Source organism: Pseudomonas sp. NBB (assembly GCF_032701105.1).
GTDB lineage: Bacteria > Pseudomonadota > Gammaproteobacteria > Pseudomonadales > Pseudomonadaceae > Aquipseudomonas > Aquipseudomonas asiatica.
In genome coordinates, this window is record NZ_CP103994.1 from 3544785 (window position 1) to 3570405 (window position 25621).

The 25621-nt window shown below is 62.7% G+C and carries 21 protein-coding genes and 1 pseudogene; 10 read left to right on the plus strand and 12 right to left on the minus strand.

Translation table 11 applies throughout. The features are described from left to right. Nucleotides 1–545: 545 nt before the first annotated feature. From NY023_RS16515 to NY023_RS16525, 3 genes and pseudogenes are all read left to right on the plus strand, one after another. On the plus strand, nucleotides 546–1529 hold the full coding sequence (locus NY023_RS16515; protein ID WP_013973047.1) for an IS5-like element IS2000 family transposase: 984 nt from the start codon (nucleotides 546–548) through the stop codon (nucleotides 1527–1529). 240 nt (nucleotides 1530–1769) lie between these two features. Next, nucleotides 1770–2306, plus strand: a pseudogene (locus tag NY023_RS16520) (universal stress protein); the annotation flags it as partial. A 269-nt stretch (nucleotides 2307–2575) separates the two neighbouring features. Then, the gene (locus tag NY023_RS16525) at nucleotides 2576–3268 is read left to right on the plus strand and encodes a formyl transferase (protein WP_230397101.1); all 693 of its coding nucleotides are present in this window, start codon (nucleotides 2576–2578) and stop codon (nucleotides 3266–3268) included. 85 nt (nucleotides 3269–3353) lie between these two features. Here NY023_RS16525 and NY023_RS16530 read toward each other — a convergent pair whose 3' ends face one another. Next, the gene (locus NY023_RS16530; RefSeq protein ID WP_013973050.1) at nucleotides 3354–4241 is read right to left on the minus strand and encodes a LysR family transcriptional regulator; all 888 of its coding nucleotides are present in this window, start codon (nucleotides 4239–4241) and stop codon (nucleotides 3354–3356) included. Nucleotides 4242–4352: 111 nt separating this feature from the next. Between NY023_RS16530 and NY023_RS16535 the strand changes: the two genes are divergently transcribed. Both NY023_RS16535 and ppnN read left to right on the plus strand, forming a co-directional pair. Further along, nucleotides 4353–5414: a YeiH family protein gene (locus tag NY023_RS16535; protein WP_013973051.1), complete on the plus strand. Its 1062-nt coding sequence runs from the start codon at nucleotides 4353–4355 to the stop codon at nucleotides 5412–5414. Nucleotides 5415–5626: 212 nt separating this feature from the next. Then, entirely contained in the window at nucleotides 5627–7000 is a 1374-nt protein-coding gene (ppnN, locus tag NY023_RS16540) for a nucleotide 5'-monophosphate nucleosidase PpnN (protein ID WP_003258655.1), read from the plus strand. Between the two features lie 425 nt (nucleotides 7001–7425). Here ppnN and NY023_RS16545 read toward each other — a convergent pair whose 3' ends face one another. Next, a complete protein-coding gene (locus NY023_RS16545; RefSeq protein ID WP_013973052.1) occupies nucleotides 7426–8571 on the minus strand; it encodes a GGDEF domain-containing protein in 1146 nt (381 codons plus the stop codon). A 166-nt stretch (nucleotides 8572–8737) separates the two neighbouring features. Beyond that, entirely contained in the window at nucleotides 8738–8881 is a 144-nt protein-coding gene (locus NY023_RS16550; protein WP_024087313.1) for a hypothetical protein, read from the minus strand. On the opposite strand from NY023_RS16550, the gene NY023_RS16555 reads away from it, so the two are divergent. Together NY023_RS16555 and NY023_RS16560 are read left to right on the plus strand one after the other, a co-directional pair. Next, on the plus strand, nucleotides 8880–9227 hold the full coding sequence (locus NY023_RS16555; RefSeq protein ID WP_024087314.1) for a hypothetical protein: 348 nt from the start codon (nucleotides 8880–8882) through the stop codon (nucleotides 9225–9227). The genes NY023_RS16550 and NY023_RS16555 overlap by 2 nt on opposite strands. Nucleotides 9228–9486: 259 nt before the next feature. Further along, nucleotides 9487–10446, plus strand: a complete 960-nt coding sequence (locus NY023_RS16560) for a DMT family transporter (protein ID WP_013973054.1) — start codon at nucleotides 9487–9489, stop codon at nucleotides 10444–10446. Nucleotides 10447–10654: 208 nt separating this feature from the next. Here NY023_RS16560 and NY023_RS16565 read toward each other — a convergent pair whose 3' ends face one another. The 3 genes from NY023_RS16565 to katG form a co-directional block, all read right to left on the minus strand. After that, complete coding sequence (locus NY023_RS16565) at nucleotides 10655–11605, minus strand: IS110 family transposase (protein ID WP_013970357.1); 951 nt, start codon at nucleotides 11603–11605, stop codon at nucleotides 10655–10657. A 459-nt stretch (nucleotides 11606–12064) separates the two neighbouring features. Continuing rightward, nucleotides 12065–13393, minus strand: coding sequence for a CDP-diacylglycerol--serine O-phosphatidyltransferase (gene pssA / locus NY023_RS16570; protein WP_316927852.1), 1329 nt, complete (start codon nucleotides 13391–13393; stop codon nucleotides 12065–12067). Between the two features lie 216 nt (nucleotides 13394–13609). After that, a complete protein-coding gene (katG, locus tag NY023_RS16575) occupies nucleotides 13610–15856 on the minus strand; it encodes a catalase/peroxidase HPI (RefSeq protein ID WP_013973058.1) in 2247 nt (748 codons plus the stop codon). A 362-nt stretch (nucleotides 15857–16218) separates the two neighbouring features. Here katG and NY023_RS16580 point away from each other — a divergent pair, with 362 nt between their 5' ends. Next, complete coding sequence (locus NY023_RS16580) at nucleotides 16219–17124, plus strand: LysR family transcriptional regulator (RefSeq protein WP_013973059.1); 906 nt, start codon at nucleotides 16219–16221, stop codon at nucleotides 17122–17124. 99 nt (nucleotides 17125–17223) lie between these two features. After that, on the plus strand, nucleotides 17224–17820 hold the full coding sequence (locus NY023_RS16585) for a hypothetical protein (RefSeq protein WP_013973060.1): 597 nt from the start codon (nucleotides 17224–17226) through the stop codon (nucleotides 17818–17820). 106 nt (nucleotides 17821–17926) lie between these two features. On the opposite strand, the gene NY023_RS16590 is transcribed toward NY023_RS16585, so the two are convergent. Next, on the minus strand, nucleotides 17927–18805 hold the full coding sequence (locus NY023_RS16590) for a DMT family transporter (protein ID WP_015270753.1): 879 nt from the start codon (nucleotides 18803–18805) through the stop codon (nucleotides 17927–17929). Between the two features lie 247 nt (nucleotides 18806–19052). On the opposite strand from NY023_RS16590, the gene NY023_RS16595 reads away from it, so the two are divergent. Continuing rightward, nucleotides 19053–19877, plus strand: a complete 825-nt coding sequence (locus tag NY023_RS16595; protein ID WP_044047083.1) for an aldo/keto reductase — start codon at nucleotides 19053–19055, stop codon at nucleotides 19875–19877. A gap of 173 nt (nucleotides 19878–20050) precedes the next feature. Here the strand turns inward: NY023_RS16595 and NY023_RS16600 are convergent, their stop codons facing one another. The 5 genes from NY023_RS16600 to NY023_RS16620 form a co-directional block, all read right to left on the minus strand. Further along, nucleotides 20051–22147, minus strand: coding sequence for a putative bifunctional diguanylate cyclase/phosphodiesterase (locus tag NY023_RS16600; RefSeq protein ID WP_024087319.1), 2097 nt, complete (start codon nucleotides 22145–22147; stop codon nucleotides 20051–20053). 128 nt (nucleotides 22148–22275) lie between these two features. Beyond that, nucleotides 22276–22770: a GNAT family N-acetyltransferase gene (locus NY023_RS16605; protein ID WP_013973064.1), complete on the minus strand. Its 495-nt coding sequence runs from the start codon at nucleotides 22768–22770 to the stop codon at nucleotides 22276–22278. 248 nt (nucleotides 22771–23018) lie between these two features. Continuing rightward, the gene (catA, locus tag NY023_RS16610; protein ID WP_013973065.1) at nucleotides 23019–23954 is read right to left on the minus strand and encodes a catechol 1,2-dioxygenase; all 936 of its coding nucleotides are present in this window, start codon (nucleotides 23952–23954) and stop codon (nucleotides 23019–23021) included. A gap of 43 nt (nucleotides 23955–23997) precedes the next feature. Further along, complete coding sequence (gene catC / locus NY023_RS16615; RefSeq protein ID WP_013973066.1) at nucleotides 23998–24288, minus strand: muconolactone Delta-isomerase; 291 nt, start codon at nucleotides 24286–24288, stop codon at nucleotides 23998–24000. 139 nt (nucleotides 24289–24427) lie between these two features. Further along, the gene (locus NY023_RS16620) at nucleotides 24428–25549 is read right to left on the minus strand and encodes a muconate cycloisomerase family protein (protein WP_039613887.1); all 1122 of its coding nucleotides are present in this window, start codon (nucleotides 25547–25549) and stop codon (nucleotides 24428–24430) included. Between the last annotated feature and the right edge of the window lie 72 nt (nucleotides 25550–25621).

Consider the following 25621-nt stretch of genomic DNA (forward strand, 5'->3'; position numbering starts at 1 on the left):
CTTCGAGTGGAAGCGCACACGCATGTTGTAATTAAACGTTTCCACTCCTCGCCCTTTGTACTGCGATAAATCAGAGCTGGTTGCACATCACAAAAGCTCAGGGCTTACTGTACTTGGCTCGATATCTACCGTATATGGCACTACTTCCATTTGGAATAACGCGGGCGACGGATTGCATTGCCCAATCGTCCTGTACGCGCCAAACTCACTGGTCATATGGCCGGTCAGCGATCCCCCCATTGGCGGGCCGAGCAAGGAGGCGGCTCTAAAGTACCGGGCGCTACTACCGGACATACCGTCCATTCATGACCTTGCCAGTCGTGGCGTGTTCAGCGCACTAGCGTTATGCCCGACCACGACGCGAGACAATGCTTGGCAGAGGCAGATTCGGCTCCCGAATCCGGTGAACCGAATGTAGTCGCGATAATCGACGCGTATGCCTATCGCAGGGACAACTAGGGATTCTCCGATCAAGTCAGCACAGGCCATCTGACCTGTGCTGAAATAGCCCTCCGTCCAACTGCCTTCTACAAGTCCGCCATCCCATGAGTCAGATGAGCTTTTCCGATTTCGAGTACGCCGGCAAGCGCAAGCAAACCCGTCGCGAGCGTTTCCTGGCCGAGATGGAACAGGTGGTACCGTGGAGTGGACTGGTGGCGTTGATCGAGCCTCACTACCCAAAGGCTGGCGGTGGCCGCAAGCCTTATCCTCTGGAAACCATGCTGCGCATTCACCTGCTGCAGAATTGGTTCTCTTTGAGCGATCCCGCCATGGAAGAGGCGCTGTACGAGATCACTTCGATGCGCCAGTTCGCTCGTCTGACGCTCAGCGCTCCGATCCCCGAAGACACGACGATCATGAACTTCCGGCACCTGCTGGAGAAGCATCAGTTGGCAGCCGGCATTCTGGAAACCATCAACAATTACCTGCAAGACAAGGGCCTGTCGTTGCGCCAGGGCACCATTGTCGACGCGACCATCATCCACGCGCCCAGTTCGACCAAGAACAAGGAAGGCAAGCGCGATCCTGAAATGCATCAAACGAAGAAGGGCAACCAGTACTATTTCGGCATGAAGGCCCACATCGGCGCGGATGCTGAATCGGGTCTGGTGCATCACGTTCATGGCACCGCCGCGAACGTAGCTGACGTGACGGAGGTCGCTCAGCTATTGCATGGCGAAGAGAATGTCGTGTGTGCGGATGCGGGTTACACAGGCGTGGAAAAGCGGCCAGAACACGAGGGACGGCAGGTGATATGGCAGGTCGCTGCCCGCCGCAGCACCTACAAACACTTGAGCAAACGCAGCGTGCTCTACCAAGCCAAGCGCAAGATCGAAAAGGCCAAGGCGCAAGTGCGTGCGAAGGTGGAGCACCCGTTCCGGGTGATCAAACGCCAGTTCGGCTATGTAAAGACTCGTTTTCGCGGCTTGGCCAAGAACACGGCGCAACTGACCACGCTGTTTGCCCTGTCGAATCTGTGGATGGTGCGCCGGCAATTATTGCCTGCTGCGGGAGAGGTGCGCCCGTGAGTCCGGATAACCAAGGCTTTGCCTTGGTTATCCAATAATCAGCGACTGAAAAGCGGGCTTTTCGGCATCCCTAAGCCGCCCATTTCCGACTGATGAGCAACTTGTTCGGAGTTTCCCTAGAGAAGCGTCCGCGCCATCCCCAAAACGTACTCAATGTACAGGGAGGCGCCATGCATACCACCCGTAACGCCCTGGTGGTGTTGGCCCAACACCAGCACGATGACCTGGCCCTGACCATTTTGGCACTTGCTGCGCCGGTGCCCGAGCCCGGTGCTGATGGTCAAGCATGCCAATCCTTGGACAGAGCGCCCCATCCTTACAGCCATTGACGCCGGCAGCGACGACCTCAAGCATCGTGTGCTGCAGGTTGGCATCCTCAGCCACGGCCACGACATCGCCCACCTCAGTCATGCCAGCCTGCACATGATGAGCGCCTACCCTTACCCGATGCTGTCGGCAGCCGACCCCATATTCCAGCTCAAGGAAAGCATCCTGACCTTCTACCATGAGCAGTGCCAGGGCTATCAGGACGAGTTCGATATCGACGACCAACACCTGCACCTTGCGGAAGGCCCTGCCGACCAGCTGATTCCGCATGTCGCCCATCAGCTAGGCGCCGCCCTCACGGTTCTCGGCAGCGTGGCGCGCAGAGGCCTGAGTGGCGTACTGCTAGGTAACACCGCCGAATTAGTACTTGATGCCATGGAAAGTGATGTGCTGGTGCTCAAACCCTGGGATGTCATCCGTGAATTGGAAGCGCTGGCCGCTCACCACTGAGCAGACGCCTGATAGCCGCTCCCGGGCATGAGCCCGGGAGCAAACGGCAGAGTCAACTTGAATGACGAAAATGCAACTATGCTCGGTCTGAATACCGAAACTGATTGAAAGGCAGGTCTGCCGGAGGTCTAAAGTTGCGAATCGCTTTTCTGGTGAACCGGGACGTAGAGAGCAACCTCACTCTCAATTTACTGTTGCCCGAGATTCACGAGAGCACAGTGGGAATATTCCTCTCGGAGAGAGTGGGATCGGCCAGGAACGTGTCACGCATGCTCGGACAACTAGCATTGATCGAGCAGGACTTCTTCAATGCCTTGGCCCCTGGATTAATCGGATCGAGCGACCAGGTCAGCAGCGGGCATCGATTCGGTTTTGCAGAACTGCAGCAACGCTTTGGGGTTCCTGTACGGGTATTGCCCAGCTTGAGTGATCCTGCGGGCCTGCAAATGCTGCAGGACGCGGGAGCAGATCTGTTCATCTCAATCCGCTTTGGTCAGATCCTGAAGAATGAAGCGCTGGCAATTCCGTCACGTGGCGTCCTCAATCTTCACTCTGGCCTCTTGCCTCAGTATCGAGGTGTTCTGGCGACCTTCCGGGCGCTGCTGAACGGGGACCCGGAGATCGGCTGTACGCTCCATTGGATCGACAGTCCCGGCATTGACGTTGGTCGCATCATTGAGACTGCCAGGGTGGCAGTCGAAAAGGAGCGCTCCTTGCTGTGGCACATCCTTTCACTTTATCAACCAGGCGCGCGTCTCATCCTGAACGCAATCAGGCGACTGGAGCGCGATGAGCCTATGACGGGAACGTCTCAAGATCGATCTGCCGGGGCCTACTACTCCTTTCCCAGCGAGGATGACCTGACGCGGTTCACGGCATTGGGGTGGCGGCTCTTCGATCGCGAGGACGTATGGGATCTTTTCGAATCGTACGGATTTCCGTTACGGATAAACACGCTTTGAGAGCCGAACGGCAGGGTACCGCACCGCATTCAAGAACCGTGAGAAACCTGTGGGAGCGGGCAAGCCCGCGAAAAGGCCAGCACAATCACCCCACCTCTGGCAGACCAACACACAACTCCAGAAACCGCGCCGCAGCCCGCGACGGGGTGGCTGCATGCGGCACCAGAATGGAAAACCGCCGCACCAACGCCTGCGGCATAACCTGCAACCGCTGCAACGCCCCGTCCTCATGTCGGATCGACATCGCCGACACAAAGCCAATCCCCATCCCGGCTCGCACTGCCTCCTTCACCCCTTCCACGCCAGCAATTTCCAGCGCCACGCGCATCGCCACGCCGCTGCGGGCAAATGCCCGCTCGACGATCTGTCGCACACCCGAGCCGCTCTCGCGCAGCACCAACGGGTAAGCCCCCAGCGACGCCAGCGTCTGTCGGTCACTGCCAGCCAGCGGATGACCACGTGGCACGATGGCCACGATCTCGTCTTCCCGCCACGCCGTCACCGCCGTACCCAATGGCAGCTCCTGCCCAGGCGGCCCTTCGATCAGGGCGATATCGACGCTGTCGAGCGCAGCGACGATTTCTGCCGTATTGCCGTTGGAAGTGCTCACCAGCACCTCCGGGTAGCGGGCATGGAAATCGGCAATCAGGTAAGGCAGCAGGTAGCTGGCCGGCGTGGTACTGGCGCCGATGCGCAAGGTACCGCGCTCCAGCCCGCGCATGGCCTCGCGCAATGCCTGGGCCTGACGGAAGGTTTCGCGCAGGCGCTCGGCATGGGCCAGCAATTGCTCGCCAGCTGCTGTAAGCCGCACACCACGGCCGGCGCGCTGATACAGCGGCTCGCCAAAGGCCTCCTGCAGCTGCTTGAGCTGGCCAGACACCGCCGGCTGCGACAAATGCAGGGCCTGGGCCGCATGGCTGATGTTGCCGTGCTCGGCGACGGTGGCGAACGTTATCAGTTGTTCTGGGGTCATGAATGAAAAATATCAGCTAAACGGATATTTGCCATCCCAAATTACGATTTTTTATAAGCTTATAACCAGATTAACGTAAGCCATGTCGAAACACCTTTCCGGAGGACTCACATGGCCACGGCTCCGTCCAACCCCGCCTTTGCACCTACCCTCTCTACCCGAGGGCGGCTCAATGGCATCCTGTTCGTCGCGCTGTTCGCGCTTGCGGTCACCCAATTGGCCGCCCTGCCCGCCATCGCCAACCTGGGTATCAGCCCGCTGATCGTCGGTATTGTCGCCGGTGCGCTTTACGGCAATGCACTGCGTGACGGCGTTCCCGCCAGCTGGGCGGCGGGTATCAACTTTTCCGCCCGCGGCCTGCTGCGCATTGCCGTGGCCTTCTTCGGCCTGCGGGTGAGCCTGCAGGAAATAGCCGAAGTCGGCTGGTCCGGGCTCATCGTGTCGTTGCTGGTGGTGTCCAGCACCCTGCTGATCGGCCTGTGGTGTGGCATGAAGCTGTTCAAGCTGGACCGCGATACCGCCTTGCTGACCGCCGCAGGCAGCGCCATCTGCGGCGCCGCTGCGGTTCTGGCCTTCGAGTCGGCCCTGCGCAGCGCACCGCATAAAAGCGCCATGGCGGTTGGTAGCGTGGTGCTGTTCGGCACCCTGTCGATGTTCCTCTACCCATTGGCGATCAATGCCGGCTGGCTGCACCTGGATACCATGGGCGCCGGGCTGTTCCTGGGTGGCACCATTCACGAGGTGGCCCAGGTGGTCGGTGCGGCCAGCAACGTCAGCCCCGAGGCCACGCATATCGCCACCATCGTCAAGATGACCCGGGTGATGCTGCTGGTACCGGTGCTGCTGGTGGTGGGCCTCTGGATCAGCCGCGCGCGCCAGCCGGGCCAGGCACAGGGCAATGGGCGCATCGCCATGCCCTGGTTCGCCTTCGGCTTCCTCGCGCTGGTACTGGTGAACTCGCTGCAGGTGTTGCCGGGCAGCGTGACGCAGGCGGTCAACAGCCTGGATACCTTTGCCCTGACCATGGCCATGACCGCGCTGGGGATGGAGACACGCTTCAGCCAGATTCGTCAGGCTGGGCCGCGGGCCCTGGCCACCGGGGCGATTCTCAACCTCTGGCTGGTGTTTGGTGGCGTGGCGATTACCCTGGCCGTGCAGAGGCTGTTGGGATGATTTGAGAGCGAGTCGCCTGCTTCGCGGGTAAACCCGCTCCCACAGGTACGGCGCAGGTTCTGAAAGCAACGCGATACCTGTAGGAGCGGGTTTACCCGCGGAGCAGGCGGCTCGGTCTGATGAGGTTTTTGTTGCTCCCCCTCGTTGCCGTCCAAATTTCTCGGTATGGTGTTGTCAAAGAAGGATGTTTTACCCGCACAGGAAAGACTTAGATGCCTCAACGCCATGTCATCAATGCATCCGTCAGCCCCAAAGGCAGCCTGGAGACGCTGTCACAACGTGAAGTGCAGCAACTGAGTGAAGTCGGTACCGGTAGCCTTTACACCCTGTTCCGCCAGTGCGCCCTGGCCATCCTCAACACCGGCGCCCATGTCGACAATGCCAAGACCATCCTCGAGGCCTATCAGGACTTCGAGGTGCGTATTCATCAACAGGACCGCGGCGTGCGCCTGGAGCTGCTGAATGCCCCGGCCGATGCTTTCGTTGATGGCGAAATGATAGCCAGCACCCGTGAAATGCTGTTCAGCGCCCTGCGCGACATCGTCTACACCGAAAGCGAGCTGGCCAGCCAGCGCATCGACCTGGAAAGCTCCCAGGGCATCACTGATTACGTGTTCCACCTGCTGCGCAACGCTCGCACCCTGCGGCCGGGCGTGGAGCCGAAGATGGTGGTGTGCTGGGGTGGCCATTCGATCAGCAGCGAGGAGTACCAGTACACCAAGAAGGTCGGCCACGAGCTGGGCCTGCGCAAGCTGGACGTGTGCACTGGCTGCGGCCCGGGTGTGATGAAGGGCCCGATGAAGGGCGCCACCATTGCCCACGCCAAGCAACGCATGCACGGCAGCCGCTACCTGGGCCTGACCGAGCCCGGCATCATCGCCGCCGAAGCGCCCAACCCGATCGTCAACGAACTGGTGATCCTGCCGGACATCGAGAAGCGCCTGGAAGCCTTCGTCCGTGTCGGCCACGGCATCATCATCTTCCCGGGCGGTGCCGGCACGGCCGAGGAGTTCCTCTACCTGCTGGGTATCCTCATGCACCCGGACAACCAGGAGCTGCCGTTCCCGGTGGTACTCACCGGGCCGCGCAGCGCCGAGCCGTATCTGCAACAGTTGCACGCGTTCGTCGGCGCCACCCTGGGTGAAGCGGCGCATCGCTTGTACAAGATCATCATCGATGACCCGGCGGAAGTTGCCCGACACATGGTCGAAGGGCTCAAGGCGGTGAAGCAGTTCCGCCGCGAGCGCAACGATGCCTTCCACTTCAACTGGCTGCTGAAGATCGAGGAGAGCTTCCAGCGGCCGTTCGACCCGACCCACCAGGCCATGGCCGACCTCGACCTGCGCCGCGAGCTGCCGGCCCACGAACTGGCTGCCAACTTGCGCCGGGCGTTTTCCGGCATCGTCGCCGGCAACGTGAAGGACAAGGGCATCCGCCTGATCGAGGAACACGGGCCGTATCAGATCCGTGGCGACAGCGCCGTGCTGGACCCACTGGGACGGCTGTTGCAGGCGTTCGTCGACCAGCACCGGATGAAGCTGCCGGGCGGCGCGGCGTATGTACCGTGCTACCAGGTGGTGACCTGATTCGCCATTCTTGCTTAGGCCCCATGGACGGGGCCTGCAGCTATTTGGCTTTTTGGATGTGGGCCTTTACATCTAGTAGACATTCATTCGCGATGGTGGCGCTTAATCACCTTTCCGCCCTTACGGCGGGTCCCTTTTTGTCGTGGCAAAAAGGAACCAAAAACCGTCGGCTCCCATCATCCGGCCCCTACGCTTCGCTCCGGGGTCCCCTCGCTACGGGCCTGCTCCCGGGAGTACGCGCTGCAGGCCCCATCCATGGGGCCTCAGCGCTTGACGGGCATCCATGCCCGTCACCTCCCTCCGCAGTCCCTTCGCTCGGCCTCCTGAAGTCGCAATCGGCGGCGCCTGAACTATCGCGCGCTTAGAAGCAAAAGCAAAAAGCAAAGGCAAAGGCAAAGGCAAAAGCAGAAGCAAAGGCAAAACTGCTACTGGCTGAGGTCGGCCATCGGCCGTTCGACGAAGCGGATGCTGTCGCGCCCACCGCGCTTGGACTGGTACAAGGCGACATCCCCTTGCTCGATCAAGGCTGCCAGGCTCGTCGGCGGTTGGTCGAACAGGTTGGCGCCGATGCTCAAGGTGACCGGCTGCGGCGTAGGCACCGTCTTGCTTGCATACTGCTGAAACTGCTCGCGCAGCAGTCCACCCAGCTCCATGACCCGCTCGCTGCTCGCACCACACAGCAGAATGACGAACTCATCACCGCCCAGCCGCGCCGCCAGCGAGCGCTCGGGCAGCACTGTGCGAATCATCTCGCTCAGGGCAATCAGCAAGCGGTCCCCTGCAACATGCCCGTGCAGGTCGTTGACCAGCTTGAAGTTGTCGATGTCGATCAGTAGCAAGGCCCCGGGCTGCGCCGAATCCACTGCCTTGAAGAAAGGCCCCGCCCGAACCTCCAGTGCGCGCCGGTTGTACAGCGCCGTCAACGGATCCCGGGCCGCCAGACGGGCAATCCGCTCCTCTCGGCGGTAGCGCACGGTGCCGGTCATCGACAAGGCAATCAGCATGATCGCCATCGCACCTTCGACCAACGAAACCTGAATGATCAACCCACCGAAGGTGGCCAGGTCAATCAGCGTACCCGGTGTGATCGCAATGATCGCCTTGGCCACATAGAACAACCCATGAACCAGCAAAACGTAGCGCAACTGCACGGCACCAACACTCAGCGACTTGCCATGCGGCCGCAACAGCCAGCTGGCCTTGAGCGTCAACAGCGCCACCAGCAACGAGTTGACCATCAGCATCACCTTCGACCACTGCGGCCCCACAGGCAACAGCAGCAAGGCGAACCACACCAGCACCACCGATAACCAGATACGCGACAGCCGCACCTGGGTGAAGCGCAACACGCCCATCAGGAAGAACCAGTGCGCCACCACCAGCAAGCCGTTGGCGAACCAGATGCCGATCAGCAACAAACCAATACCGCGCAGCAAGGCCAGGGTGGAACCAATCGTGATGGTGGCAAAGCCTGCGCTCCAGAACAGCAGCGACGGCTCGCGAACGCTGCGCCACTCGATCGCCAGGTACAACGCAGCCGCGGCAGCCAGGGCGATCGAGATAGTCAGCATCGTGGGTGGATCAAGCGCCATAAACGGATTGGCCTATCTGGTTAACGAGGAAAAGGCCCGATTGTATGCGCTCGTGATGACTTTTCAGAGGAGCCTTGCACCACCAGCCTGCAAATGATAGCCCAGCCCTGGCCAATACCCATGCGGGTGAAATGTCATATTGACATCAGCGTGTCATTTGCACCACAAAAACCGCTGTCGTTATGACAACGAACCAGCGCAACACGCCCATCTGCAGGGGCTGCCCTGCTGGCACGAAAGCTGAACCATTCTCTTTCGCCACTACCTGCCTTGCGGAAATAACCATCATGAAAAATATCCTCCTCCCTCTGGCAATGTCCCTGTCCATCGCCCTGCCCGCCTGCGCCGACGAGGTGCTCTCGGAAAGCCCCGACAACACGGTGGGCTATGGCGCCGGGGGCGTCACCGGCCTGATGGTCGGCGCCGCGCTCGGTGGCCCGTTCGGCGCCATCGCCGGTGCAGCCCTGGGTGCATTTGGCGGCGCCGCCGTGCAACAAGGCAGCGGGCACAGCGATGCAGCCTACGTGGTACGCCATGACGACGGCAGTACCCAGCGCTATCGCTCGCCCAATGCCCGCTTCAAGCCCGGTGACCAGGTGCAGGTGAGTGGTATTCGCCTGGCCCCTGCGCAGTAAGCCGTTGCCCGGACAAAAAGCTTACCAGTTGCCGCCCATGTGAGCTCAGGCGCTCCCAGTCGCGGAAACACAAACGTAGCTCCAGGGTGGCCCAGCTTTCCAACAGGGCCACCCGACGCACCGGCAGCTCCTGCTCGGCGCGCACGGCGGCTGTTCGGGCAGCATGGCCAGGTTCATCGCCAATTCCTCGATAAAGCGCTGCTAGTAGGGCTGCCTTCAGTTCAGAATAACCCTGTCTTTCTTCTGCCGCGGGTACCCCATGAACGCGTTACGCAGCCTGATCCAGCGCCAACTGCAAAGTGGCGCGCTGTACGCCGTACTGGCGGCCCTGGGTTTCAGCTTCAAGGCCATCTTCGTCAAGCTCGCCTATGCCGCAGGGGCGGTGGACGCCATCAGCCTGCTGGCATTGCGCATGGGGCTGTCGCTGCCGATGTTCGCCTGGCTGGTATGGGCCAGCCGTGGTCAGGGCAGCGCACCGCTCAACCTGGGCGATGGGCTGCGTGTCGCGTTGCTCGGGCTGCTGGGCTACTACCTGGCCAGCCTGTTCGACTTCTATGGCCTGCAGTACATCAGCGCCGGGCTGGAGCGGCTGATCCTGTTCACCTACCCGACCCTGGTGCTGGTGTTCCAGGCCATCGCCCTGCGTGAGCGGCCAAGCCTGCGCACCTTGTCGGCCATGGGCCTGTGCTACCTGGGGCTGGGCATTGCCTTTGTCCACGACGTCAGTGTGGCCGGGGCTGGCCAGCAGGTAGTGCTGGGCTCGCTGTGGGTGTTCGCCAGTGCGGTGACCTACGCGCTGTATTACTCCGGCACCGGAATGATGCTCAAGCGCATGGGCTCGATGCGCCTGGCCGGGTTGTGCGGTACTGCGTCGTCGCTGATGGTGCTGGCGCATTACCTGGTGGTGGCGCCGATCGGGCAGTTGTGGCAGTTGCCAGGCGCAGTGTGGGCCAATGCCGGGTTGATGGCGGTGTTTTCCACGGTGTTGCCGATCTACTGGGTGGCGCTGGCGATACAGCGCCTGGGGCCGACCCATACTGCCGCGGTGGGCAACCTGGGGCCGGTGCTGACGGTGATGGCATCGTGGGCGATCCTGAGCGAGGAGATTTCGCTGTATCAGGTCGTCGGGTTGGCGGTAGTGCTGTTTGCGGTGTCGCGGCTCAAGCCGCGGGGCAAACAGGAAACAAAGGTGGCTGAGGCCAGAGGTGCAGCAGCCTGACTGCGGTCACTGTGGGAGATTGCCCAGCCCTTTGGGCTGCGCTGTCGCACAGATAACTGAATTCGCAAGCGATCCTCGTACCCTGTGGGAGCAACTGTCTTTAGAAATTTATTTTCAAGCGTGCCATTCGGGCAGGGCTTCGCTCGATACCGCGTAGCGGTGTCGCTGGCGAAGCCCGCATTTGTAGAAAATCGATCCTCGTTCGTGATCAGGGTGCGGGTACCTGAGGCTTGAGCTCTTTCCACTCCGTTCCGTCACGCAGCATTGCGTTCAGGCGCACCAGCAACACGCGCATGCACGCCACTGCGGCAACTTTTGCGCGCTTGCCTCGGGCTATCAGGGCTTCATAGCGGGTTCTAACTTCTGGGACATGCTGGATCATTGACCAGATCGACATGTAGGCCGCCTTGCGGACTCTGTAACGCCCGCCTTCGATCTTCCTCGGGCCACTCTTCTTGCCGCTGTCTTTGTTGTACGGCGCTAACCCAGCCAAGGCTGCAATTTCGCGCCCCGTCACGCTTCCCAGCTCAGGTAGGTAGGCCATGAAGGTGCCACAACTGATGACGCCAATCCCTTTCACAGACCTTAGCCGCATGGCTGTCGTGCGATCCAGCACGTTCGAGGCACGCTCAATCGCCTTGTCCAAGGCCTTAATCTGATCATTCAGGTAAGCGACATGCTCGGTATAAACGGTAATGGCCGTAGCTGAAGTGGTTTGTTTCATCCGACGCTTGTCATCATCCCGATGCTGGACAAGATTGCCACGGAGTTTGATGAGCTCTCCCAGTTCATCCCGATCTTGATTAGGCTCTATCTGCGGCAAGTCCTCGAAGTCCCTGGCAAACCGCGCCAGCATCTGGGCGTCGATCTTGTCAGTCTTGGCAATTTTGCCCATGGCACTCGCATAGTCCCGACAGCGCCTGGGGTTGACCCTGACGACGTTCAAACCCTCCAGTCGCAAGGCTTTGAATACGGCCCGTTCATAGCCACCGGTGGCTTCCAGCAAGACCCGTTCGACCTCAAGCTCGTTCAGGCATGCGATCAGTTGCGCAAAGCCCTCAGAGTCATTCCTGACCTGGAACTGGGGAATACTTTCAGGAAGAAAGCCCACATCCAGAGTCGCTTTCGAAACGTCGAGACCAACGAAGTAGGAAATCATCGCCAAGCCCTCTTACACTCAAGAAGTGAGAGCACTCTGACTTAGCCCTAGCTTGTGACTGCGAGTTCGCCACTCATTCAACTGTTCGGGCTTAGGTCAGAGTGGGAGGTGGATGGCGACTAGGCTCCCACTCGTGCTTTAGAGCACACCTGGCTTTCAGTCTGCCATCCACTGCTCTCACCCTTTCGAGTTTAAGAGACCTTGAAGACACAAGCGGCTTTAGCCGCGAAGAATCCAACGCGGTGCATGGCACCGGCTGCGCCGGTGTTCGCGGCTAAAGCCGCTCCCACAGGGTCCCTGCTAATTCAATAAGTTATGTGCAGTTCTATGAGAGCGGCCTTGCGTCGCGAAAGGGCTGCAGAGCAGCCCCGGCAATTTTGGTAGTGACACCAACGTCTGGGGCCGCTTTGCGGCCCTTTCGCGACACAAGGCCGCTCCCACAAAAACGCTTGAACTCCCTCAGAGCACCCGCTTGATGAGCGGCTCCAGCCGGCTGTAGCGCAGCCGCCGCAGGAACCTGCGCACATCCTTGGGGTGCTCGGCCTTGGCCCCCAACTCCTCTGCCGAGCCGATCTTCGGCGCATGCCGGCGCAGCTCGGCCAGCTCTGCTTCCCGAGGCCCCAGCCATTGCCCTTGCGGGTCATCGATCAGCAGGCCGTTCTCCAGGTCCAGATTGAAGCCGCGCGGATTCAGGTTGTTACCGGTCAGCAACGAATAGCGTTGGTCGACCCACACGCCCTTGGCATGAAAGGTATGCCCGGGGTCGTTCCAGATCCGCACCTGCAGCTGGCCGCTGGCAATCGCAGCGTGGCGACGTCGAGTGAAGGCGCGCAGGTTGTCTTCGTACAGGTAGGGCAACGCGCCGCTGGCGCTGAACGGCTCGCCGGGGGCGATATAGAAGTCGTTGGCCGTGCGATCACCAACGATCAGTTCCACCCGCACGCCACGCGCCAGGGCATGGTCGAGTTCGCGCATCAGCACCCGGGGTGGGTTGAAATACGGCGTGCTGATGATGACCTGCGTGCGTGCCGCCGCCAGCAAGGCGCACACTGCACGGTTCAGCGGGTTGCCACGGCCCACACCCAACAGCGGGATAACCCGCAGGCCCTGCCCCGCCCCACTGGCCGGTGCCTCATAGGCCATGCGTCGCAGCCGCGCGCGCAAGCGCCGGATGTCGCCGCGCAGGCTGCGGGTGGAGGGTGGCGCCGGCAGGTCGAGGCGCGGTGTGACGGTGTGGTGCAGCAGGCGACGCACCAACCCGACCATGGCGTCGGCCAGCGCTGGTGACTGGAACAGGTGGTAGCGGTCCAGGCGGTAACGGTCGAAACGGTGCAGGTACACGTTGTTAAGGCTGGCGCCGGTGTAGATCACGCAGTCGTCGATGATGCTGCCCTTCAGGTGCAACACGCCAAACAGCTCGCGGGTCTGCACAGGTACGCCATGGATGACGATATCCAGCCCATGGTGCTGGCGCTGGGCCTGGTACCAGGCGGCGTTACCCGGCTGGCGCCCGGCGCCCAATAGACCGCGGCGAGCACGGAACCAGTCGACCACGATGGTGATTTCCAGCCCGGGCCGCGCGGCCTTGGCCTGGTACAAGGCATCCAGCACTTCCTGGCCAGCCTCATCTTCCTGCAGGTACAGCGCAACGATGACGATACGCCGGGTTGCGGCGCGGATGCGCTCGAGCAGGCAGGCGCGGTAGGCCTTGGCATCGGGCAGCACCTGGATCGACTCGGCCGACATGGCGTAGCCTGGCAATGCCGCCAGCATGGATTCGGGGTTCAAGAACGATCACCTTCTGTGTGCAATCACTGTCGTCCATCAGCTTGCACAGGAAGTTTGAAATGGTCCAGCCCCCGGATAGCATGGGGCTGCTTTGCAGCCCTGTCGCGACACAAGGCCGCTCCTACAAGCCAGCGCCGAATCCACATGCGGCGCCGAACCTTTGGGAGCGGCCTTGTGTCGCGATAGGGGCGCAAAGCGCCCCCATTTCTGACGAAGCTATTTCAGGTCAAAACGATCCAGCTCCATCACCTTCTCCCAGGCGGCCACGAAATCCCGCACGAACTTGTCACCACCATCATCGCTGCCATACACCTCGCTCAACGCCCGCAACTGGGCATGGGAGCCGAACACCAGGTCAACCCGACTACCGGTCCACTTCACCTGGCCGGTCTTGCGATCACGCCCTTCGAAGGTTTCGTTATCCGCCGAGGTCGGCTTCCACTCAACGCCCATGTCCAGCAAGTTGCGGAAGAAGTCGTTGCTCAGGGTACCGACCTTGTCGGTGAACACGCCCTGTTGGCTGCCGCCATGGTTGGCGCCGAGCACGCGCAGGCCGCCGATCAGCACGGTCAGTTCCGGCGCTGTCAGGGTCAGCAATTGGGCCTTGTCCAGCAGCAGTTTCTCGGCCTTGACGCTGTAGCGGGCCTTGGTGAAGTTGCGGAAGCCATCAGCCAGCGGTTCCAGCACGGCGAACGACTCGACGTCGGTCTGCGCCTGGGAGGCATCGACACGCCCAGGGCGGAACGCCACGCTGACGTTGTGCCCGGCGTCCTTGGCAGCCTTTTCCACTGCGGCGCCACCGGCCAGAACGATCAGGTCGGCCAGGGAGATTTTCTTGCCACCGGCATTGAACTCGGCCTGGATTTTCTCCAGCGCCGCCAGCACCTTGCCTGTGCCCTGGTTCGCCGCCCAATCCTTCTGCGGCGCCAGGCGCAGGCGGCCACCATTGGCCCCGCCACGCTTGTCCGAACCGCGGAAGGTCGACGCCGCTGCCCAGGCAGTGGCCACCAGCTCGCCAACGCTCAGGCCCGCCGCCAGCACCTTGGCCTTGAGCGCGGCAATGTCCTGCTCGCCTACCAGCGGGTGATCCACTTTTGGCAGCGGGTCTTGCCACAGCAGCTCTTCGTTGGGCATTTCCGGGCCCAGATAGCGCGCCAATGGGCCCATGTCGCGGTGGATCAGCTTGTACCAGGCGCGGGCGAAGGCGTCCGCCAGCTGGTCAGGGTTATCCTTGAAGCGGCGGGCGATCGGCTCGTAGATCGGGTCGAAACGCAGCGCCAGGTCGGAGGTGAGCATGGAAGGCGCGTGGCGCTTGGCCGGGTCATGGGCATCCGGCACGGTGCCTGCCCCCTTGCCCTCCTTCGGCCGCCACTGGTGGGCACCAGCCGGGCTCTTGGTCAGTTCCCAGTCGAAGTTGAACAGGTTGTTGAGGTATTCGTTGCTCCATCGGGTGGGGGTGGAAGTCCAGGTCACTTCCAGGCCGCTGGTGATGGTATCGCCACCCTTGCCGCTACCGAACTTGTTGGCCCAGCCCAACCCCTGCAGCTCCAGGCCTGCTGCTTCCGGCTCGGGGCCGACGTTGTCGGCAGGGCCGGCACCGTGGGTCTTGCCAAAGGCGTGGCCACCGGCGATCAGCGCCACGGTTTCTTCATCGTTCATGGCCATGCGGCCGAAGGTGTCACGGATGTCCTTGCCCGAGGCTACCGGGTCGGGGTTGCCCTCCGGGCCTTCCGGGTTCACGTAGATCAAGCCCATCTGCACGGCGGCCAGCGGGTTTTCCAGGTTGCGCTCGCCCTCCAGGGTACGGCCCTGCTCCTCGGGGCGCTTGGCCGGTTCCGCCACCAGGTCGCCCTTGCCGGGCGGCTGGGCCTTGCCGTAGCGGGTGTCACCGCCCAGCCAGACCTTTTCCGAGCCCCAGTACACATCTTCGTCCGGCTCCCACACATCGGCGCGCCCGCCAGAGAAGCCAAAGGTCTTGAAGCCCATGGACTCGAGGGCGACGTTGCCGGTGAGCACGATCAGGTCGGCCCAGGAAATCTTGTTGCCGTACTTCTGCTTGATCGGCCACAGTAGCCGCCGGGCCTTGTCCAGGCTGACGTTGTCCGGCCAACTGTTGAGCGGGGCGAAGCGCTGCTGGCCAGAGCCTGCACCACCCCGGCCATCGCCAATACGGTACGTACCGGCGCTGTGCCAGGCCATGCGAATGAACAGCGGGCCGTAGTGGCCGAAGTCGGCGGGCCACCAGTCCTGGGAGTCGGTCATCAAGGCGGTCAGGTCTTTCTTCAGCGCCTGGAAGTCGAGGCTCTTGAACGCCTTGGCATAATCGAAATCCGGGTCCATCGGGTCGGATTTGGAGGAATGTTGATGAAGAATTCTCAGGTTGAGCTGGTCAGGCCACCAGTCACGGTTGGTGGTGCCGCCACCTGCGGTTTGATGGAACGGGCATTTCGATTCGTTCGACATCTGCGGGTACCTTTGGGTCGGTTATCCAGATTTCCGGTCTATGCCAGGTGTTCTTTCAGCCGAGCGCGTGGGCTCGTGCTACCCCTCATCAGGTCTACACGGGGCTTGCGAAGCTGTCATGACGGGGTTGGCGTGGTCTTGCACACAGGTGCTGACATGCCGCCCGCTGGCAGAATTCGCGGGGCCAGGGGAAAGACTAGCCGAGCTTGGGCAGAGTTCTAATAGAGTGCCTATTGAGGGGCGATAGCTTGGCTCTGTCAGGTTCGTGCCCGCGAACAGGCCGGCACATCCATACAAGGCAACCAAGCTGTCCGCATGCTCCAATACAACGCCAACCCTTCCAACCCGGAACCCGTACCCTCATGAATCGCAACGACCTGCGCCGCGTCGACATGAACCTGCTGGTACTGTTCGAAGCCCTGATGATCGAACGCAACCTGACCCGGGTCGGCGAAAAGCTGTTCATCACCCAGTCCACCGTCAGCGCCGCCCTCGCCCGCCTGCGTGAGCTGTTCGACGACCCGCTGCTGATCCGCAACGGCCGGGCCATGGAGCCCACGCCACGGGCCATGCAGATCTTCGCCGAGCTGGGGCCGGCCATGGATGTGATTTCCGCCGCCATCAGCCGCGCCCGCGAGTTCGACCCGGTCAACAGCTGCAACGTGTTCCGCCTGGGCCTGTCGGACGATGCCGAATTCGGCCTGTTCCCGGCCCTGCTGCAGGCGCTGCGCGAAGAGGCCCCGAATATCAGTGTGGTGGTGCGCCGGGCCAACTTCCTGCTGATGCCGGGGCTGCTGGCCAGCGGCGAAATTTCGGTGGGCGTGAGCTACACCACGGACCTGCCGGCCACCGCCAAGCGCCGCAAGCTGCGCAACATCGGCGTGCGGGTGCTGCGCGCCGATGACCGCCCGGGCCCGCTGACCCTCGACGAATACTGCGCCCGCCCGCATGTGATGGTGTCGTTCTCCGGTGACATGAGTGGCAATATCGACCTTGACCTGGCACGCATCGGCCGCTGCCGCAAGGTGGTGCTGGCGGTGCCGCAGTTCGGCAGCCTGCGCGCCCTGCTGCGCAACACCGAGCTGATCGCCACGGTGCCGGACTATGCCGCCTGCGCCCTGGCCGACGACGGCAGCCTGCGCGCCGACCCGGCGCCGTTCGACATCACCGAGGCCGAACTGTCGATGGTCTGGAGCGGTGCCCAGGACAATGACCCGGCCGAGCGCTGGCTGCGCGAGCGCATCCTGCAGTTCATGGCCACGCAGTGATGCATCGACCTCATCGATAGCCACCATGAATGCCATCAAGTTCCGCTGCGGCCAGCCCGGGCGGAAGATGGCAGCATTCACCGATTGATGAGGCCTCCCATGAAAACCGGCATGATCGCTGCCCTGCTCGCCTTGCTGGCCGCCCTTGGCGGTTGTGCCAGCCCGGCAGCTACCGACACGCAGCCTTACGGGCACTTCTATTCGGCCACGGCCATTTCCAGTGTCGCCCTGGCCCCTGGCCAACGGGTGGCGGTACTGCTGGGCCGCGATGCAGAAGCGACCCTCGAATACCTCGGCAGCCATCGCACCCAGGCAGCCGCACCGGCCCATGGCCAACGTGTCCCTGTTGCGACCCTGGGCAGCGAAAGCCAGGCGTATGACTGGCTGGCGCGGTCACTGGCGCAGCAGTTTGCCGAGGTGACTTTCTATGACGACCTGGACACACTGCTGGGCGACCACCCGGACGTGATCGTGCTGCTGGACACCGAGAGCCGTTTGGCCAGTGCGGAGATCGAAAGCCGGGTGGTAGCGCGCTTTTTCGATGACCAGTTGACCTATATCGGCCGCGCTGAGGGGCGGGCCAGCAAAAGCCTGGGCGATGTGGCGAGGGTGGTCGAGGATGAGCGGGCGGTGCAGGCGGATGCCTTGCGCGACTTTGACGATTCATTGCAGGCGTTGTTGAAGGGTCGCGTTTGAGGGCCCTTTCGCGGGTGAACCCGCTCCCACAGATACAGCGCCCTGTCCGCGGACTGCGCTGTACCTGTGGGAGCGGGTTTACCCGCGAAGAGGCCACTACAGGTTGTCACTTACCCCGCTGCATCCACGCCGCCCCCAGCCCGCTGAGGCAGATCACCGAGATGCCCACCAGGCTCAGGGTGTCCGGCACCTGGCTGTAGACAACCAACCCAAGCAACCCGGCGAACACGATCTGGCAATAGCTGAATGGCGCCAGCAACGCAGGTGCCGCATGGCGGAAGGCCTGGGTCAGCAGCAGGTGCGCCGTCATGCCAAAGCCCCCCAGCGCCAGCATCAGCAGCGCATGGTCCCAACGCGGCATCTCCCAGAAGAACGGCACCAGCGCACTCATCGCCAGCGTGTTGCACAACCCCGCATAGAAGTTGCTGGTGGTCGGGCTGTCATGCGCGGCCAGGATGCGCGTCAGCAACTGATAGAAGCAGAAGCCCAGCGCCGAACCAAACGGATACAGGATGGCCGGGGTGAACATCGCCCCGCCCGGGTGCACCACCACCAGCACTCCGATGAAGCCCATCACCACCGCCACCCACTGCCCCACCGTCACCCGCTCCTTCAGCAGTGGCGCCGACAGCGCAGTGACCAGCACCGGGGCAAGGAAGTTGACCGCCGTGGCCTCGGCCAGTGGCAGGTACTGCAGGCCTGTGGTGAACAGCAGGCTGGTACTCAGCAGGCTCAGGGCGCGTAACGTCTGCAACAGAGGGCGGCGAGTGCGCAGCACGTTGAGGCCGGCCTTGGGCAGGAAGATGCCGGCCATCAGCAGCGTGTGCACCACATACCGCGCCCACACCACCATGATGATCGGGTACAGGCCGCCCAGGAATTTGGACAGGGCATCGTGACTGGCGAACAGGAACGTCGCCACCACCACCAGGGCGATGCCGCGCAGGGGTTGGTTGACTCCGGACAGCGGTGTGCTGGAACTCATGGCACTCTCGATGACGGCGCGGCTGGATGCGGCGCCCAGGGAAGGCCGCGCAGGCATAGCCTGGCGGATGCAACAGCTCGAATTTTAGAAGAGATGCCGAAGAATAAGGAAGTTCAATCGCCGCCAGCCAAGGCCGACTGCAATTTCTGTTCGCTGATCGACCACTTTCCGCCCCACGCGCATGGCCCGTGCCGTGCTGATCGCCGACCATCGAATGCGAACCCTGCACACCCTACAAGGAATTTACATGCAAAGGCTCACCACCCGTAACGGCCTGGCCCTGCCCGCGATCGGCCTGGGCACCTGGCCAATGATCGGCAGCGAGTGCACCCAGGCCGTGCGCCAGGCGCTTGAATTGGGTTACCGGCACATAGACACTGCCACTGCCTATGACAACGAAGCCGCCGTCGGCCAGGCACTGCGCGAAAGCGATGTACCGCGCGAGCAGATTCACCTGACCACCAAGGTATGGTGGGATCGCCTGACGCCCAAGGCCATGCGCCAGTCGCTGGAGGACAGCCTTCGCGCCCTGGGTACCGAGCAGGTCGACCTGTTCCACATCCACTGGCCCAGCCAGGACTGGGACCTGGCCCGCAGCATCGAAACCCTGGTGGCCCTGCGTGACGAGGGCAAGGCGCGCAGCATCGGCGTGGCCAACTTCCCGCTGGGGCTGCTGCGCCAGGTGGTGGAAACCCTGGGCGCGCCGTTGTCGGCGATCCAGGTGGAATACCACGTGCTGCTCGGCCAGCAACCGCTGCTGGACTATGCCCGCCGCCACGACCTGCTGCTCACCGCCTACACCCCGCTGGCCCGTGGGCAGGCGGCGGCGCAGCCGGTGATCCAGGCGATCGCCCGCAAGCATGGCGTACTGCCCAGCCAGGTGGCGCTGAAGTGGTTGCTGGACCAGGACGGTGTGGCGGTGATCCCCAAGGCCGGCAGCCGCGAGAACCAGCTGGCCAACCTGGCGGCGTCGAACGTGCAACTGGATGACGAGGACCGCGCGGCGATCGCCGGGTTGCCGAAGGACCAGCGGGTGGTGAGCCCGGCGTTTGCGCCAGACTGGAACAGCTAAGCCTTGATCAAGCCTTGAAAGCTTGCACGGCCCATGTGGGAGCGGGTTCACCCGCGAACACCGGCGCAGCCGGTGCCAGCCACCGTGTCGCCTGCTTCGCGGGTGAACCCGCTCCCACAGGTACTGCGCCGGGCCGATCGGCTGCGGTGATTCTGCAGGCCCGCGCAAGGGCACTATGCCGGCGTCACGACTTGCTTCAACCGCTCGTTCGCCGGTGCCGGCCGCCCGTACAGGTAACCCTGGAAGTGCGAGCAACCCTCCGCCACCAACCGGCGCATCTGCTCCTCCGACTCCACCCCCTCGGCCGTGGTCTTGATCATCAGGCTGTTGGACAGGTCGGTAATGGCGCGAATGATCGACATCGCCTCGCGGCTGTCGCACATGTCATGCACGAACGACTTGTCGATCTTGATCCGGTCGAACGGGAACGAACGCAGGTAACCCAGCGAGGAGTATCCGGTGCCGAAATCGTCCAGCGAAATGGACACGCCCAGGTCCTTCAGTGCACGCAGGGTACGCACGTTTTCCTCGCTGTTGCCCAGCAGCACCGACTCGGTGACCTCCAGTTCCAACCGCTGTGGCGGCAGGCCGGAGTCGGCCAGCGCCAGGGCCACGGTGTGCACCAGGTTGGCATTCTTGAACTGCACTGCCGACAGGTTGACCGACACCGTCTGCTCGCTGTCCCAGCTGGCCGCCTCCTGGCAGGCCAGGTTCAGCGCCCGGGTGCCCAGTTCGTGGATCAGCCCGGTTTCCTCGGCGATGGGGATGAAGTCCATGGGCATGACCATGCCACGGGTCGGGTGCTCCCAGCGCAGCAACGCCTCGTAGCCGGTAACGCTGCTGGTCTGCTGGTCGACCACCGGCTGGTAGTGCAGCTGCAACTGGCCCAGGTGCAGCGCAGTGCGCAGGTCGGTTTCCACCAGGCGGCGCTGGCGGGCGGCGACGTCCAGTTCGACGCTGAAGCACTCGTAGCGGTTGCGACCATTGCGCTTGGCCTCGTACAGCGCCATGTCGGCGTAGCCCAGCAGTTGCTCGGCCTGGTCGCTGTCTTCCGGCGCAATGGCAATGCCGATGCTCACCCCAACAGTGAACTGGTGACCCTCGATCTGGAACGGTGGGCAGATCGCGTTGATCAGGCGCTGCGCAGTGTTGCATGCGGCCTCCCGGCCTTCCAGGCCGGTCAGCACCACGGCAAACTCGTCGCCGCCCAGGCGGGCCAGGGTGTCGTGCTCGCGCAGCTCGCGGCGCAGGCGCTTGCCCAGCGCGCGCAGCAGCTTGTCGCCAAAGGCGTGGCCCAGCGAATCGTTGATGTTCTTGAAGTTGTCCAGGTCCAGGCACAGTGCGGCGGTCAGCTTGGCGTGCTCGCTGTCACGCAACAGGGCCTGGCGCAGGCGTTCGTTGAACAGGGTGCGGTTGGGCAGCCCGGTCAACGCATCGTGGTGCGCCATGTGGTGGATCTGCGCGTGGGCGGCCAGCTCTTCGGTGGCATCTTCGGCAACGAACAACACATAGTCGGCCTGGCCTTCACGGTTCTGGCTAAGCAAGGTGCGGCTGCGCAGGGTGCGTGGGCCACAGGCCGTGTCGACCCGGGTTTCGGCAGCATGCCCCTTGGTGCTGCGGGCGCCACGGGCCAGTTGCTGTTCCAGGTAAACGGCAACGCCCGGTGCCAGGCACTCGCCGGGCAACTGCCCGATCATGCTGCGCTGCGGCCCGCCGAACAGGCGTTCGGCCTGCTGGTTGGCCAGCAGGATGCGCTGGCTCTCCAGGTCCTGGACAATGACGCTGGCGGGGATGTTGGCAATCACCGAATCAAGGAACTGCGACAGCTTGGCCATTTCCTGGCTGTACTGCTCGGCCAGCTCCTTGGCCTGCAGCAGTTCCAGCTCTTGCCGGTGACGCTCGGAAATGTCGCGGGTGACCTTGGCAAAACCCACCAGTTGCCCGGCATCGTCGTACACCGCGTCGATCACCACATGGGCATGGAAGACCGTGCCGTCCTTGCGCAGGCGCGAACCGATCTCTTCGAAGCGCCCGGTGCTGCGGGCCTGCTCAAGGTTCAGCGCCGGCAGCCCGGCGGCGCGCTCGGCATCGGTGTAGAACAACGAGTAGTGCTTGCCGACGATTTCCTCGGCCAGGTAGCCCTTGGCGCGCTGGGCGCCGGGGTTCCAGTTGGCGACGATACCTTCGGGGGTGAGCAGGTAGAAGGCATAGTCCACCACACTCTGGATCAACAGCCGGTACATGATGTCGGGGCTTGCGACTAGCGACATGACTTTTACCTGGGCCTTCGAAAGGCATGAAAAGGATTGGTGGCATTATGCCTTCGATGACGACTTTGTGAAGTAGCTCACAAAAAGCCACGATCCCTTCAATTAGCGAACGAAGGCTTGCAACCCCCTCAATGGCGGGCGCCCGCGACCAGGAAATTGAGCAAGCCCGGTTCGTCATCCAGGGCTATGGGCTGCGCCGGGCGCGACAGCTCGGCCAGCACGGCATTGCAGAAGGCCACGGCTGGCATGTCCTGTGCGTAACAGCGCATCAACCAGTCGCCCTCGCCGCCCAGTAGTTGCAATGCCACCGCCCGGCCGATGCCCTGTCGGCGGTACTTTTTCAGGATGAACAGGTCAGCCAGTTCGAACGCGTCGATGCCCGGCAGCTCGCTGCGTTCGACCAGCACGAAACCGGCGATGAAACCGTCTGCCAGCACCAGGTACGCGCCCCAGCCATCGGCCCCCCAGTAACGTTGCAGGTGCTCGTCATGGATATAGAAGCGGCCGTCCACTTCGACGTCTTCCTGCTCCCAGTCCGAGGACTCGTAGGCGTAGAACTGATAGAGGTTGCGAATCAGCGGGGCCTGGTCGGCAGTGGTTGCCAACAGTTCGATGGGCAGCATGGTGAGGGGCTCGGGTAAAAAGGCGGATTCTAGATCAACCGCCCCTGTCAGCAAAAAGCCCAGGCCCTCCCCGCACGGAAAGGCCCAGGCAAAACCAACACAAATACATCACTCATTGATTTAGCAGGCCCCTGTGGGAGCGGGTTCACCCGCGAACACCGGCACAGCCGGTGCCATACACCGAGTCGCATTCTTCGCGGGTAAACCCGCTCCCACAACGACCTCTACAACCGGAGCGATAACATCACTCAGGCCCCCTGCAACGCGCGCGGGCGGTGGCTGCGCGCCTCGGCGTCTGGCGCCTTGGCCGCCTGCAGATGGAAGTCGAACGCCAGCTCGGCAAAGCGCTCACCCTCTACGCCGCGAGCACGCGCTGCCGCAGCATCCTCGACAAAGCGCAGCTCGCCGACCAGCCCGTCACGGGTGGCATAGGCAAAGTCATCCCACAAGTACTTGTCGCCGGCCAGGTTTATCTGCGTGGTCAGGTGCCGGTGCCCGGGCGCAGAGATGAAGAAGTGCACATGCGCCGGGCGCTGGCCGTGACGGCCGAGCAGGTCCAGGCATTCCTGGGTTGGTCCCTGCGGGTCGCAACCGTACCCCGACGGTACGATGGAGCGCGCGCGGTAGCGCCCTTCGGCATCGGTGATGATGCGCCGGCGCAGGTTGTACTCGGACTGGGTAGTGTCGAAGTACGAATAGGTACCCTGGGTGTTGGCATGCCACAGGTCGACGGTGGCGCCGGCCAACGGCTTGCCTTCGGCATCGAACACCTGGCCCTGGAGGAACATCACCACGCCCGGGTCGCTGCCGTCATCCATGCGCGTTTCACCGTGCGCCAGCGGCGCGCCTGCCACATACAGCGGGCCTTCGATGGTGCGCGGGGTGCCGCCAGTCAGGCCGGCCTCGGCGTCCTTGGCGTCCTGCAACAGGTCGAGGAAGTGCTCGATGCCCAGGCCCGCCGCCAGCAGGCCGGCTTCGTTACGGCCACCCAGGCGGTTGAGGTAGTCGACGGCATGCCAGAACTCGTCTTCGGTGATTTCCAGGTCCTCGACCAGGCGTGCAGTGTCCTGCAGCACACGCAGGATGATCTGCTTGAAGCGTGGGTTGCCTTCAGCATGGCCCAGGCCGGCCACTTCCTTGAAGAACGCCTGAACATCGGCAGTGTGGGAAATTTTAACGGTCATCGTGCTTGCCTCATCTTGTTCTTGTCAGGTAGACAGGTGCGACTCAGCGGTCGTCGCTGTGAATCGACGAGGGGTGCCGGCACAGACCGTCTACCTCGATATCCATGTACGGGAACAGCGGCAGCTGCATCAGGGTGTCGTGCAGCGCCTCGACGCTGGGTACATCGAACACGCTGTAGTTGGCGTAGTGCCCGGCAATGCGCCACAGGTGGCGCCAGGTGCCTTCGCGCTGCAGGCGCTGGGCCAGTTCCTTTTCGTCGGCCTTGAGCCGGGCGGCCTTGGCCGGGTCCATGTCGACCGGCAGTTTCACGGTCATCTTCACGTGGAACAGCATGCTGGTATCTCCTTTCTCTGATTTGGCGCAAACACTGTGGGAGCGGGTTTACCCGCGAACACGGGCGAAGCCCGTGCCATCCACCGCGTCGCCTGCTTCGCGGCTAAAGCCGCTCCCACAGGGTTCTGTGTGTGTTCGTTCAGCGGCGGGCGAAGCGCGCCAGGCGCTGTTCGTCCAGGGTCAGGCCCAGGCCTGGGGTACGTGGAATGTGCAGCTGGAAGTCGCGGTATTGCGGCGGCTCGTTGACGATTTCTTCGGTCAGCAGCAGCGGCCCGAACAGCTCGGTGCCCCAGGTGAGCTGGCGCAGGGTCAGGAAGGCATGAGCCGAAGCCAGGGTGCCGATCGAGCCTTCGAGCATGGTCCCGCCATACAAGGCGATGCCGGCAGCCTCGGCGATTTGCGCGGTACGCAGTACGGCCCGCGGGCCGCCGTTCTTGGCTATTTTCAGGGCGAAGATGCTGGCCGCGCCGTCGGCAGCCAGGCTGAAGGCGTCCTCGACGCTTTCGATCGACTCGTCGGCCATGATCGGTGCCGGGCTGCGCTGGTTCAGGCGTACCTGGCCGCTGCGGTTGATACGCGAAATCGGTTGCTCGATCAGGTCGATGCCGTTGTCGCCAAGCACCTGGCAGGCACGGATGGCCTGGGATTCGTCCCAGTACTGGTTGACGTCGACCCGCACGCTGGCGCTGTCGCCCAGCTCGCGCTTGATCGCCACCACGTGCTTTAGGTCCTGGGCCAACGGGTTGGCGCCAATCTTCAGCTTGAACACCCGATGCCGACGAATCTCCAGCATGTGCTGGGCTTCGGCGATGTCCCGGGCGGTATCGCCGCTGGCCAAGGTCCAGGCCACTTCCAGGCTGTCGCGCACGCGGCCACCCAGCAGTTCGCTGACCGGCAGGCCCAGGCGTTTGCCCTGGGCATCGAGCAAGGCGCTTTCGATACCCGACTTGGCAAAGGTATTGCCCTTGGCCAGCTTGTCCAGCTTGAGCATGGCGGCGTTGATGTTGTCAGCCGGCAAGCCAACCAGCGCCGGCGCCAGGTGCGCATCGATGTTGGCCTTGATGCCCTCCGGGCTTTCGTAGCCATAGGCCAGGCCGCCGATGGTGGTGGCCTCGCCGATGCCTTCCACGCCATCACTGCAGCGAACACGCAATACCACAAGGGTCTGCTGCTGCATGGTGTGCATCGCCAGCTTGTGCGGGCGAATGGTCGGCAGGTCTACGATAATTGCCTCGATACGTTCAATCAGCACACTTGTCATTGTTGCCAGGTCCCGTTGTTTCGGGCTGCCAGCCGCGGGCCCGAGTGGTGCATTTACTTGCTTGTTCAAGGA